Here is a 14,033-nt window from a genome sequence, read left to right as displayed (position 1 = left end):
AAAAAACAGTATTTTAGTCATTATCAGCCGGATTGTTTTTGAATGCGGTTATTTATTGCCGAAAAGCCCAGTCTTGGGCGAGCCATTGCCGATGTTTTGAAAAAGCCCCTGAAAAAACAGGAAGGCTATATCGAGTCTGCTTCAGGAGATGTGGTGACCTGGTGCATAGGCCACCTGCTTGAGCAGGAGGAGCCGGATGCCTATGATCCGGCCTACAAAACATGGAAGCTTGAGCACCTGCCTATTGTTCCCATGCAATGGAAGCTGAGGCCCCGAAAGGGCGGGCGTGGGCAGTTATCAGTGATCAATAAGCTGCTCAAACGGGCTGATATTATTGTCAATGCCGGTGACCCTGATCGTGAAGGCCAGTTGCTGGTGGATGAAGTGCTGGATTATCTGAAGCTCTCTGCCCGGCGTAAAAAAGATGTTCGTCGTTTATTAATCAGCGATCTGAACCCTTCTGCCGTTTCCCAGGCCCTTGGGCGGATGCGATCCAACCAGGAGTTTGTACCGCTGGCGGTTTCTGCCCTGGCTCGTTCCCGGGCAGACTGGCTTTACGGTATTAACCTGACCCGCGCCTGCACATTACTTGGTCGGAAGGTCGGCTTTAATGGGCTGCTCTCCATCGGCCGGGTGCAGACACCGATTCTGGGTCTTGTCGCCCGACGTGATGCAGAAATTGAACACTTTCAGCCTAAGCCTTACTTTGAGGTTTTTGCTACGTTGTTAACGGCAAAAGAGGAAACCTTCAAAGCCAAATGGCTACCCAGCGAAGCCTGTCAGAACTGGATGGATGAGGAAGGACGAGTGCTGGATCGGCGTCTGGCGCAGAATGTGGTGGACCGTATTACCGGCAAGCAGGGGACAGTAAAACGCGTCGAAGATAAGCGTGGCAAAGAACCCCCGCCATTACCCTACTCGTTGTCGGCACTGCAGATAGATGCTGCCAGGCAGTTGCGTATGGATGCCAAGACGGTGCTTGATAGCTGTCAGCGTCTTTATGAGCAGAAACTGATTACTTACCCCCGTTCAGACTGTCGCTATCTGCCCGAAGAGCACTTATCCCAGGCACCTGAAGTGTTGGCAACTATACGCCACAATGTATCTTCACTGGGGAAGGCGGTAGACCAGGCATTGCCGGAAAGGAAAACCAGTGCCTGGAATGATAAAAAAGTTGGGGCACATCACGGGATTATTCCTACCTCCCTGAGAACGGACCTTGAACGATTGTCTGAACTGGATCGCAAGTTGTATGGATTAATTGCCAGACAATATGTTGCGCAGTTTTATCCTGATCATACCTTCAGAAAAAGAGTCGTCGATATCGACATAGAAAAAGGCCTTTTCCGAGCGGGGAGCCGCCAGACTGTGGAGGAAGGGTGGAAGGTTCTGATGAATTCGGGCAAAAGTCATCAGCGTTCCGCCGGTGATGAAAATGGTGAAAATAATGAAGAGAGCACTTTTTTACCCGAGCTGGCCAAAGGTGATGTGCTTGATTGTCCTGAAGCCGAGCTGAAGGAAAAAATGACACAGCCCCCCAAACCATTTAATGATGCAACACTCCTTTCGGCCATGACGGGCATAGCCCGATTTGTTCAGGATAAAGACATTCGCAAGATTCTCCGTGAAACCGATGGCCTGGGAACAGAGGCAACCCGGGCCAGTATCATTGAGCTCCTGTTCAAGCGGCAGTTCCTGGAGCGCAAAGGCCGTAGTATTCATGCAACAGCCACCGGCAGAGCCCTGGTCAACGCATTACCGGAAAGAGTAACCACGCCTGATATGACCGCACGCTGGGAAGCCTCGCTGAATGACATTGTTGAACGAAAAGGCAGCTACGGGGCGTTTATGGGCGGGCTTGATCAGGAGCTGAGAGCGTTATTAATGCAGACCATGAACGATGGCTTGCCTTCTGTTGCCGGATTGCCTGCCCCTTCGAACCAGCCGTTTAAAAGAAAAGGCAAAGCAATGAGTGCTGGAAGTCGTCGGAAGAAACGGAGTCCAGCCCGTAATTAGTTCCAAATGTAATACTCAGAAAAAGAGTTTCACAAAAAACTGGGTGGTGTACTGGTCAGAATTGCCGCGATAATTCAGGCCAAATGCCCACTCATTATCCACTTGATATTCCGCTCCGGCGGTGAAGAAGCCGGTATTGTCATCTTCGTCCCGGTCATAGTATTGCTGAATATAGCCGGAATTCAGCCAGAGGCCTCGTTCCAGGTGATAACGGGCGCTGACCGACGCTGTGTAGGCTGTGACTTTATCCTTTACCTCATCCGCATCGACAGACAGGCCGTTTCTGAGTCGGCCACTGGTGACCGATGGAATGACATGGAATCTGTCCGTTGGCTTCAATAACAGGCTGGCTCCGGCAAAGTATGAGCTGCCATCAATCTCGACATTACTGGCAACATCGTCTTTATCAATACGGCCGTAGGCGTATCCTGCGTTCAGGATGACGGGTATGGAAGGAACTTTATAGGCCCCATTGACGAACCAGGTCGTTCCGTCGAAGTTTTGAGTCCCCTGATTCTGATTATTGTAACCAAAGCCGGTATTAATAAATGTATAGTTATAGTCATTACCTGCGAACGCCATAGCTGAAGTGGAAAACAGTAATGAAATTAATAATATGCGAAAGGTCATCGGTTTAATCCCTGGTTTGCCGGGAGAGTAGTTAGTTAATAGGGGAGAAGCGGTATGAGATATACCTGCCACTATGGTCTTTTAGAGTATTATTTTTTCAAAAAGTTCATCGAGCTGAGTCGATTCGATCTTCTTCAGGATGCATCATTTCAAGCAGTGTCGTAATAAATGCCTTCCTCTTGATCTGGTAGCCAGTGACCTGCGGCGTTGTTGATAGCCAGCCGTTAACCCTTTGCTCAAAATCATGACGGCAAACATGGCCGGTCAATTTCATTTGCAGATGCTCAGTCAGTGCATGCAGGCGTTGTTGTTCAAGCTCGGTGGTCGAACCGTCATTTTTCCCGGATCTGCCTTCAGAGTGCAGAGCGATAAACTGCCTGGCTTTATTCAGGGTAAGCAGGCAGCGTATAAGCAAGCCATAAATACGTTCATCGGTATTTTTGGGGCTATTAAAAAGAAGGGTGCGGGGGACGTCAAATACCGGCCCGTTTTGCAATTGCTCTGTCAGCGGATCAAGGTTCTCAGCGAGGTGTTCCAGCGTACCATTGAGCAATCTGGTTTCCTCGGCAAACGACAAACACCATACCGGCCTGGCAACGCCAGGAACCTCAATGGCCAATCCTGTTGCATTTTGGGCTACCCTGGCGTCAACACTGACCTGAAACCCCAATGCCCTGGTCGCCAGATCACCATCTTCAAGGTCAATTTTGTAGGCGCTTGGCAGTTGAATCGCCGGACATCCCGGGACTGGTGAGATGATGATGCTTTTGGGGATGTCTGAATCCCTGTCGGTGTTAAGCGTCTGCAGCTTGGCAAGGAGTGTTCTGGCTGATTTTTCTGTCGTGCAGATAATGTCAATATCATTAAATGCTGAGCAGAGGTTCTGTAAAAAACGGGCGTAAGAACCGGTAATCAGAATGGCTGGATCGCTATAAGAACCATTGATTTCCTGAATAATTTCCAGTGTTTTCAGCGTTAGCGGAGTTAACTGTTGGGTCCACTTGTCCGGAACATCCGATCCGCCTGTTGTTGACAATGGTTCCAGAGTTTGAGCTGCACTGGCAGTCACTGCCCGGGTGACGCAGGTATTTTCTGTTTCATCCCGGTATTCCCTGACCTGATAAGGGCGTTGGCATTCCTTCCCGGGACTGGCAACGGATACCTCTACCGTGTTTGTTCGTTTAAACAATAAATTATCCATTATATTGGCTTCAGGACTGTATTGTTCAAACCAGCGTCCTAAAGCATGCTGCCAGTTGCTTCTTTCAGGAAAACTCCGGAGGCATTCCAGAACCTGATCCCTATGGATTTGTCGTCCATCAACAGGCTGGCTCCTGACATAGCAGTACGCCAGGAAGAAAAAATGCAGGCGTGAGTTTTGAAATGAGCGCTTCAGTGCTTTGATGGATTGCAATACCTGTTGTGCTGACACCCTCTGATGATCAATGGTCAATTCATTCTGCATCGCCATGAATTTCAATATGCATTGCAGTCGTTGTTGCTCATCTTTGACCGGTGCGCTGTTTAAGATTTGCCAGGCCTTTTGCATGATATCCTGGGCTTCACTGGTTTCATCGCACTTATGAGATTGTTTCAGCTTTTTAATCAGATATCTGGTTTGCCCTGAAGAATGGTCTCCGGGTACTGCATCAAACGCTGCTAATACCTGCTGGTTATCCAGATAGTTGCCATGTAATTCTCGGGCATTCAATGCCAGCAGAGAGTAGAAAATAGCTCTTTCGAGCAACCAATTGCCCCGTTCATAATCCCGGATCACCGCTTCCGGTGTCACCTGTCGGTCATTCAATAGCAGGCCTCTCAGACAACATTCGGCCTTGAAGCGTGCTATGGCAAGTTGGCCATCCGGATTATCCGGGAACCCCATAACCACTGCATCCGCTATAACCTGCCTGCCACCCAACGGCAGGCCCCTCAGGCAACATTGCTGCTTAAATCGTGCCAGCGCCAGTGGTGCCCTGGCGGCCTGAAAATCCTTAACCACCGTATCCGGTGTGACCCGCTGGCCATTCAACGGCAGGCTTTTCAGGCAACATTCTGCTTTGAAGCGCGCCAGCTCCAGCGTTGCCCTGGCTGCCTGATAAGCCTTAACCACCGCACCCGGTGTGACTTTGTGGCCATTCAGCGCCAGGCCTCTCAGGCAACATTCCGCTTTGAAGCGTGCCAGCGGCAGTGTTGCATTGATTTCCAGGTAAGCCTTAACCACCGTATCCGGCGTCACCTGCTGGCCATTTAACGGCAGCCCGCTCAGGCAACATTGTTCCTTAAAGCGCACTATCCCCAGTTTGCCTTCCGGGTCATCCGGGAAATTCTCAATCACCGTATCCGGTGTGATCTGCCAACCATTCAGTAGCAGGCCCTTCAGGCAACACTCCTCTTTGAACCGCGCCAGTTCCAGTGTTGCTTTGGCTGCCTGATAACTCTTCACCACTGCATCCGGTGTGAGTAGCTGACCATTCACTGCCAGGCCCTTCAGACAACATTCCGCCTTGAAGCGTGCCAGCCCCAGTTTGCCTTCCGGACTATCCGGGAAAGCCTCAATCACCCCAGCCGCTGTGACCTGTTGGCCATTCAGGGCCAGGCTTCTCAGGCAACATTGTTCCTTAAAGTGCGCCACCCCCAGTTTGCCTTCCGGACCATCCGGGAAAGCCCTGACTACCGTATCTGTCCTGACAGGTTGGCCATTCAAGGTCAGGTTCCTCAGGCAGCATTCCGCTTTGAAGCGCGCTATCGCCAGCTGGCACTTGTTATTTCGACCTGGTTTTCGATTGAATTCCTGAATGACCTGATCCGGCGTTACTTTTCTATTGTTATGCAGAATGTTTTGTAAGCAGAGTCTTTGCAGGAAGAAGCCACCTCTGAGCGAGGTAGTATCATTGCCATAGGCATTAAGCACACCAGCTGAGGTGATTTGACGTCCTTGTAGTGGTGTTTTTTTCCAAAAGGCACTCTCAATACGCCTGGCCTCATCCATGGTGGAAGCTGTGCTTCTATGGAAGCGACGGCTGGAGATTCTTTTACCGTTAAATGTACTTGTGGAGCAGTCAGGCATCCTGCCTGAACCGGTTTGTCGGTCAGCCCGGGCAGCAGACTTTGGGTAGAAGTCGGTTGACGTGGGTGCTTTCAGAATAAAACCCTGCGCACTTGGCATGTAAATACCGCTGTTTGACCTCAAAGTGATTATTAGGTTCCATTTACGGCGTGCCAGGCTATGGTCATCAGCTAATTTGCCTCAACTGCTGTTTAAAGAAAGCTTTAGCATTGTCGAAGGTTAGTGCAAAGGATTTTTGGCAAAGCAGTGTGCAACTGACTGTAACTTGAACTGAGAAGCAAACTCGCCGGGAAAATATGATTTCATTTGGTTAACTACTTACATAAAAGAGAGATAGCGGAGAATGTATTATGCCAATATCAGGCCCCTTAGGCTCCAGGCCAACAGCAAGTAAGCCAGCTGAAGATGAACAGTCTGAATTAATTGACAGGCAGGAAACAGCAAGTTGGGGCAACAGGGGCGTAAGTGCCGATACCAACTCAACTCAGACTGCGCAGTCAGAAACTGAAAATCCGGATATTGCCAATGTAAGTCTTGGCCAGCGTTTTATTGAGAAATTGCCCCATAAACTTTTCACTCTATATCAGGCTTTGCGATTGAAAAGCCATGGTTATGGTTTTCAAACTGTAAACCGCCTGATGTTTGACATTCAAGCAAAACATGGCTCTTCCAAAGAAGCACATAGAGAGTTTAATGGGTCTGTACAATTTTATCTGAAGTTAAATAAAGTGTTCCGGAGCGTGGACAAAAACTTCCCGGAAAAAAAAATCAATATTGTACAGATTAAAAATTTTATAAAAGAGCTGCAAAAATATTATGGCTTTTCTGAAGAGCAGGCTTTTAAGCATTTTGAAGAAGTTTTATTGAAGACCAGAAGGATTACTCCCACAAAAGATCAAGCTCACTCAGAGATTGAAGAAGTATTATTTGAACCCATAATCAAGGCTGGGGTTGACCTTATGATGTATACTGTAAAGCTAAAAAGTTGGCATCAACCACGGCAGCAAGAATTTATTGATGCGGTTAACCTTCTGGGGCTGGAAAAAAACAACACACTGACAGAAGAAATCGTCGATCAAGCCTTTCAAGAATCAGCACTTAAATATCACTCTGAAGGAACGACTGATTCAGAAGCCTTCAAGGAATTTCAGGCAGCTCACGAACTGTTAACAGACGATAGAACTGACTTATCCCTTGTCAGCAAGATTATCAACTAAAAATTTATAATTATTGATGAGGATTAGTATCGATAACAGATAAGGGGCAGTTTTGGTTTTTATGGTGGACATTAAGCCTACCCCTCCATTTTCAATGGCTTTCGGATGGAACCACGAAGGTCACGAAGAGCACAAAGAAGAGATTTTCTTTTCCTTCGTGCTCTTTGTGTCCTTCGTGGTTTCATCTTTAACTTCCCGAAGAGGGGAGTAGGCGCTTAATGTCTACCCTAAGAGTTTTGGTTAACTACTTCAGGATGCATCATCGCAAGCAGTGTTTTGGTAAAGTCCTTCTTCTTGAGCTGATGATCATTAACAGGCTGAGTTGTCGATAGCCAGTGGTTAACTCTGTGTTCAAAGCCATGACGACAAACATGGCTATGTAATTTCGCTTGTAGATTTGCAGCGAGTGTATGAAGGCGCTGTTGTTCTTTTGCCTGCGGGGTAGTCTGGTCGTCAGGTTTTCCGGGTTTTCCGGGTTTTCCTTCAGAGTGCAGGGCGATAAACTGCCTGGCTTTATTCAGGGTAAGCAGGCAGCGCATAAGCAAACCATAAATACGTTCATCGGTGTTTTGGGGCGTGTTAAAAAGCAGGGTTCGAGCTAAGCCAAATATTGCTCCTTTTTGCAATTGCTCTGTCAGCCAGTCAAGGTTCCTGGCAAGGTATTCCAGCGTATCGTTCAGTAATCGGGTTTCTTCCGTAAACGACAAACACCATACCGGCCTCTCAACGCCGGGAACGTGAATAGCCAATTGTGTGGTATTTCCATAGGCTACTCTGGCGTCAACACTGACGTGAAGCTCCATTGCTTTCCTCCCCAGATCACCGTCTTTAAGTTGAATATTGTAGGCGTGTGGCAGTTTAATGGCCTGACATCCCTCGATTGGCCAGATGGTGACGCTTTTGGTGATTTCAGAGTCCCAGTCGGTGTTCAGTGCCTGCAGCCTGTCAAAGAGTGTTCTGGAGGACGCTTCTTCTGTGCAGACAATGTCAATATCATTAAATGATGAGCAGAGATTCTGTAAAAAACGTCCGTAAGAACCGTTAATCAGCAGAGGGGGGGTGGTGTAAGAACCATTGATTTCCTGAATAATCTCCAGTGTTTTCAGTGTTAGCGCATTTAACCGTGAAACCGGCTTGTCCGGGATGCCTGTTGTTGACCATTGCTTCAGGGTTTCAGCCATATAGACGGCAAATGTCTGGTGGATGGAAGCGGTTTCTGTTGTATCCCGGTATTCCCCGGGCTGGCAGGGGGGTGGGTCTTCCTTGCCCGGATTGGCAACGAATACCTCTGCCGATGTTGTGCTGCGCTCAGAACGCTCGATAACGGGAATCACGTCGGGCAGGTGTTCTCTAGGCTTATGTCCGGTGTTCTTGCTGCTAACGGCAACAGAAGCCTCCTGTTGACTGGCAAAGGTTGCATATCGGTGAGGACTGTCACTGGCATCGAGTAACTCGTCCATTACACAGGCTTCGGAGCTGCATTCTTCAAACCAGCAGGTTAAAGCATGGCGCAGCCTGCTTCCTTCAGGAAAACTTTTAAGATACCTGATTACCTGATCCTTATGAATGTGCTGTCTGCCAATAGACTGTCTCGTGATACAGCAGTGCGCCAGAAAGAAGAAATGCAGGCGTGAATTCTTAAATGAGCGCCTCAGTGTTTTGATGGCATGGAATACCTGTTTTGCAGACACTTCCTGTTGATCAATTGTCCATTTATTCTCCATGGCCATGAATTTCAATATACATTGCAGTCGAGATTGCTCATCGTCTTTGACTGGCACTTTGTTTAAGATTTGCCAGGCCTGTTGAAGTATATCCTGACCTTCGCTGGTTTCATCGTACCGATGGGATTGCTGCAACCTTTGAACCAGATACCTGGTTTGCCTTGAAGTATGATCTCCGGGTATATCATTAAACGCTGCCAATACCTCCTCGTTATCCAGATATTTGCCATTCAGTTCTCTGGCATTCAATGCCAGTAGCGAATAAAAAATAGCTCTTTCGAGCAACCTGCCACCGCGCTCATAATCCTTAACCACGGCATCCGGTGTGACCTTCTGGCCATTCAACAGCAACCCCTTCAGGCAACATTCCGATTTGAAGCGAGCCAGCTCCAGCGTTGCCCTGATTGCCTGATAACCCCTGGCCACGGAGTCCGGTGTGACCTGTTGGCCATTCAACGGCAGCCCTCTCAGGCAACAGTCCGCTGTGAAGCGCGCCACTCCCAGTTTGCCATCCGGACTGTCAGGGAAACTCTTAACCACCTCATCCGGTGTGACCCGTTCACCATTGAGCCACAGATCCTTCAGGCAACACGCCGCTTTGAAGCGTGCCAGTTCAAGTCTTGCCCTGGCGGCCTGATAATCCCCGACTACTTCCTCCGTTGTGACCTGCAGGTTATTCAAACACAGCCCCCTCAGGCAACATTCTGCTTTAAAGCGCGCCAGCGCAAGTTTTGCCTTGGCAGCCTGATACATTTCGGCCACTGAATCCGGAGTGACCGGCTGGCGATTTAACGCCAGGCCTCTCAGACAACATTGTTCCTTAAAGCGCGCCAGCTCCAGTGTTGCCTTGATTGCCAGATAACCCTTAACCACGGCATCCGGTGTGACCGGTTGGCCATTCAATGTCAGGCCCCTCAGGCAACATTCCGCTTTGAAGCGCGCGATACCCAGTCTGCTTTCCCGACCACCCGGGAAACCCTTAATCACCGCATCCGGTGTGACCGGCTGGCCATTTAACGCCAAGCCCCTCAGGCAACATTCCGCTTTAAAGTGCGCGTTGCCCAGTTTGCCTCCCGGACTACCCGGGAAATCCTTAACCACCTCGTCCGGGGTGACCCGGTTGCCAGCCAGTGTCAGGCCTCTCATACAGCATTCCGCTTTGAAACGCGCCAGCTCCAGCGTTGCCCTGGTGGCCTTATAATCCTTAACCACCGCATCCGGTGTGACCAGCTGGCCATCCAGCGTCAGGCCACGCAGACAACATTCTGCTTTGAAGCGCGCGCTCCCCAGTTTGCCCAACGGATTATCCGGGTAACCCCTGATCACCTCATCCGGTGTGACTTGCTGGCCATTGAACGACAGGGATTGCAGGCAACATTGCTCCTTAAAGCGTGCCAGCTCCAGTGGTGCTTTGGCCGTCTGATAATCTTTAATTACCTCACTCTGCCTGACCGGTCGGCCATTCAATGGCAGTTCCCTCAGGCAACATTCTGCTTTGAAGCGCGCTCTCCCCAGTCTGCCTTCCGGGCTATCCGGGAAATCCATAAACACCTCATCCGGTGTAACCTGCAGGTCATGCAGCGACAGGCCTCTCAGATAATAGTCCGCTTTGAAACGTGCGATCCCCAGTTTGCCTTCCGGACTATTCGGGAAAGCTTTAACCACCAGCTCCAGTGTGACCTGCTGGTCATTCAGAAGCAGGCCCCGCAGGCAACATTCTGCTTTGAAGCGTGCCAATCCCAATATTTCCCTGGCTGCCTGAAATTCCTTCACCACCTCATCCGGTGTGACCTGCCGCCCATTCAGCGGCAGCTCCCTCAGGCAACATTGTTCCTTAAAGCGTGCCAGCTCCAGTGCTACTCTGGTGTCCTGAAAATCCTTAATCACTGAATCCGGTGTGATCCGATGGCCATTTATCGGCCGGTTTCTCAGGCAGCATTCTGCTTTGAAGCGCGCTCTTGCCAGTTTGCCTTCCGGGCTATCCGGGAAAGCCTTAAACGCTGCATCCGTTGTCACCTGCTGGCCATTCAACGGCAGGTTCCTCAGACAACATTCCGCTTTAAAGTGCGCCATTTCCAGTCTTGCGTTGGCGGCCTGAAACCCCTTCAATACCGTATCCGGTGAGACTTGCTGGCCATTCAACGGCATGCCTTCCAGGCAACATTCTTCTTTAAAGCGTACTATGCCCAGCTTTCCTACCGGACTATCCGGAAAAGCGTTAGCCACCGTATCCGGTGAGACCTGCTGGCCATTCAATGGCAAGCCGCTCAGGCAACATTGTTCCTGAAAGCGTGCTACTCCCAGTTTGCCTTCCGGATTATCCGGGAAAGCCCTGACCACCGCATTCGGTGTGACCTGCTGGCCATCCAGGCCCAGGCCACTCAGGCAGCATCGTTCCATAAAGCGCGCTATTCCCAGTTTTCCTTCCGTAGTATCCGGGAAGTCTTTAACCACCGCATCCGCTGTGACCCGTTGACCATTCAAGAGCAGTCCTTTCAGGCAGCATTCCGCTTTGAAACGAGCTATCGCTAATTGGCACTTGCTATTCTGACCCGGCTCCCGCTTGAATTCCTGAATGACCTGATCCGGTGTGACTTTTCTATTGCCGTGTGGAACGTTCTGTAAGCAGAGCTTTTGCAGGAAGAAGCCGCTTCTGAGTGACGTTACATCGCTGCTATATGCTTTAAGCACCTCAGCCGGGGTTGTCTTACGTTCTTGTAACGGTTTATTTTCCCAGAAGGCGTCTTCAATATTTTTGCCATCATGCCGGGGGGGGGTTGTGCCTCTGCAGGACTGATGGTTTGAGACTTTTTTACCGTTAAATGTGCTTCCGGGGCGGTCAGGCATCCCGCTTGAACCGGTGTCATTCCGGCGGTCAGACTTTGGGCGGGAGTGGGTGGATGTGGTTGCTTTCAGAATACCTCCTGCACCCAGGAGGCTGACCGAGAATAGACTGCCCTACGCGGCAACTGCTCCTGCGTTGCTCTAGCTCCTGCATCCATACAGTCGTGCGGTGGCAGCAAATTGGTCTAAAAAGTCGGAAATTTTTAGCAAATAGAACCACTATTTACTAAAAATTTTCGACGTTTTATCCTCAATTTTCTGCCATCCTCGCTACGGGGGCACCTAGACGGGCGCTATTCTCGGTCAGCCTCCTGGATTATTAATGTCGCTGTTTGACCTCAAAATGATTGTCAAGTTCCATTGATGGTGTGTCAGGTGGAGGAGCAAAGATGCTCCATTGCAGGTTGATCAGAGTCAGTCTGCGGAACAGCTCTCCTGCGTCCAAAGTACAACCGCTTTCTTTTAACCGTTAAATGTTTATACTGTATAAATAAACAGTTAATGAGTTTGAGTGGCATGAAGCCGATCCAGATCTTTTCACGACCTTTGCCAGAGACATTGCCCTTTTACCAGAGCCCGGCTGCCTGTGGCTTCACCAGCCCGGCAGCTGACTACCTGCAAGATACGCTCTCCCTTGACCAGCTGTTAATCCGTCATCCGGCAGCAACCTTTTTTGCCCGGGCCCAGGGTCAATCCATGAAAGGAGCGGGCATCTTTGATGGTGACATTCTGATTATTGATCGTTCCCTCACTCCGGGAGACGGTGATGTGATACTGGCCTTGCTGGACGGTGAGCTGATTGTAAAACGCCTGGTCTATTGCCATGGCAAACCGGAATTGCACTCGGAAAACCCTGACTACCCTGCGATTAAACTGGATTCTGAAGAAGGGCTCAATGTGTGGGGTGTGGTCACTGAAGTTATTCACCACCTGCGATGAAGGACGTTATTGCCCTCTGTGATGCCAATGCTTTTTACTGTTCCTGCGAGCAGGTCTTTAATCCGTCCCTGCTGGGTAAAGCCCTGGGAGTACTCAGCAATAATGATGGCTGTATCGTTGCCAGAACAGCGCAACTCAAAGCCCTGGGCGTTGCTATGGGGACACCGGCGTTCAAGGTCAGGGATCAGGTGGCCCGTGGTGAAATCATACTGAAAAGCTCCAACTATGCGCTGTATGGCGATATGTCCTCCCGCTTTATGTCGGTGCTGGAACAGTTCAGCCCGAAGCTGGAAGTGTATTCGATCGATGAAGCCTTTGTTGAACTCTCCGGTTTCCCGCTGGCAAACCTGCATGCCATAGGGTTGGATATGAAACGGCGGGTATTCCAGTGGACGGGGCTGCCGATTGGTGTGGGCATCTCAACCACCAAAACACTGGCCAAACTCGCTAACTATGCGGCCAAGAAATTTCCGGCAACCGGTGGTGTTGTGGATTTAACCAGCCCGATACGCCAGCAGCGGTTAATGGCAATCACCCCGGTTGGTGAGGTATGGGGAGTGGGCCGACGCATAGGAAAACGGCTGGAGGCGGCAGGTATTCATACTGCTGCACAACTGGCGAACGCCAATCGTCGATGGATCAGGAAACAGTTTTCTGTGGTGTTGGAACGGACGGTCTGTGAACTTCAGGGGGAGTACTGTATTCCCTGGGAAGAGGGGAGTTCAGCCAATAAGCATCAGATTATGTGTTCCCGGAGCTTCGGCCAGCGGGTCACCACCAGGCAGGCACTTCATGCCGCATTGGCCAGCTTTATCTGTCGCGCCTGCGAGAAACTCAGAAAACAACAGCAGTATTCCCGTGAAGCCATCATCTTTATCAGGACCGATCCCTTTAAGGCCAATCTCCCGCAAACCGGACGGAGTCTGAAGCTGATGGTCCCATCGCCCACCAGTGATAGCTCGGTTTGGCTGCAACAGTTAAATCCGGCTTTGGACGTGCTGTTTCAGGAAGGTTACGAGTATAAAAAGGCGGGCTTTGCCCTGGTGGATCTTTGTTCCGGTGCAGGTTTTCAGGGAGACTTGCTGACGGCAGCGTCAATTCCGGAAAATACCCGGATGATGACAGTGCTGGATGCCATTAACCAGCGCTTTGGGAGCCAGACACTCCGGCCTGCATCAGTGGGCTTCCGGGCGCAGCCATGGCATATGAACCAGCAGGTGCTGAGCCCTTCTTATACGACGCAATGGCCGGAGATTATGAAGGTTCAGACGTGATCTGGCAAAGGTCAGAGAAGCCACTCTTAGCCTCCTGGGAGGCTGACCGAGAATAGCGCCCGTAGCGAGGATGGCAGAAAATTGAGGATAAAAATTCGGTTTTGTGAGGTGAATAGCGGGGCTATTGGCCGAACAAAAGCGGATTTTTAGACCAATTTGCTGCCACCGCAGTAGGGCAGCCTATTCTCGGTCAGCCTCCTAGGCATTGAGTTCACTTTGATGGATTAATGCATCAAGCCCGGCCATAAACTGGGACGGGCTCAGGTCCCGGGTGCTGAAAATATCCAGCCTCAATTGGGAGCGGCGATATTTAAACCGA

At 50.2% G+C, this 14,033-nt stretch carries 7 protein-coding genes; 4 read left to right on the top strand and 3 right to left on the bottom strand.

Features of this window, described 5'->3' with window-relative positions:
• The first annotated feature begins 42 nt into the window (after positions 1–42).
• Complete coding sequence (locus J7439_RS20755; RefSeq protein WP_209203909.1) at positions 43–2,016, top strand: DNA topoisomerase III; 1,974 nt, start codon at positions 43–45, stop codon at positions 2,014–2,016.
• Positions 2,017–2,031: 15 nt separating this feature from the next.
• On the opposite strand, the gene J7439_RS20750 is transcribed toward J7439_RS20755, so the two are convergent.
• Entirely contained in the window at positions 2,032–2,646 is a 615-nt protein-coding gene (locus tag J7439_RS20750; RefSeq protein WP_209203908.1) for a putative outer membrane beta-barrel protein, read from the bottom strand.
• Between the two features lie 106 nt (positions 2,647–2,752).
• Positions 2,753–5,815 carry a type 1 glutamine amidotransferase family protein gene (locus tag J7439_RS20745; RefSeq protein WP_209203907.1) on the bottom strand — a complete coding sequence of 1,021 codons (3,063 nt, stop codon included), beginning with the start codon at positions 5,813–5,815 and terminating at the stop codon, positions 2,753–2,755.
• Positions 5,816–6,066: 251 nt separating this feature from the next.
• Between J7439_RS20745 and J7439_RS20740 the strand changes: the two genes are divergently transcribed.
• A complete protein-coding gene (locus J7439_RS20740) occupies positions 6,067–6,933 on the top strand; it encodes a hypothetical protein (protein ID WP_209203906.1) in 867 nt (288 codons plus the stop codon).
• Positions 6,934–7,160: 227 nt separating this feature from the next.
• Here the strand turns inward: J7439_RS20740 and J7439_RS20735 are convergent, their stop codons facing one another.
• Positions 7,161–11,504: a hypothetical protein gene (locus tag J7439_RS20735; protein WP_209203905.1), complete on the bottom strand. Its 4,344-nt coding sequence runs from the start codon at positions 11,502–11,504 to the stop codon at positions 7,161–7,163.
• Between the two features lie 513 nt (positions 11,505–12,017).
• Here J7439_RS20735 and J7439_RS20730 point away from each other — a divergent pair.
• Positions 12,018–12,440 (top strand): LexA family protein, encoded by a 423-nt coding sequence (locus tag J7439_RS20730; protein WP_209203904.1) that lies wholly within the window; start codon positions 12,018–12,020, stop codon positions 12,438–12,440.
• Entirely contained in the window at positions 12,437–13,714 is a 1,278-nt protein-coding gene (locus J7439_RS20725) for a Y-family DNA polymerase (protein WP_209203903.1), read from the top strand. The genes J7439_RS20730 and J7439_RS20725 overlap by 4 nt, the downstream gene beginning before the upstream one ends.
• Positions 13,715–14,033: the final 319 nt, after the last annotated feature.

The organism is Salinisphaera sp. G21_0, from assembly GCF_017744115.1.
Lineage (GTDB): Bacteria > Pseudomonadota > Gammaproteobacteria > Pseudomonadales > Endozoicomonadaceae > Endozoicomonas.
The sequence above is the reverse complement of the archived record's forward strand: the minus strand, read 5'-3'. Positions and strand labels throughout refer to the sequence as shown.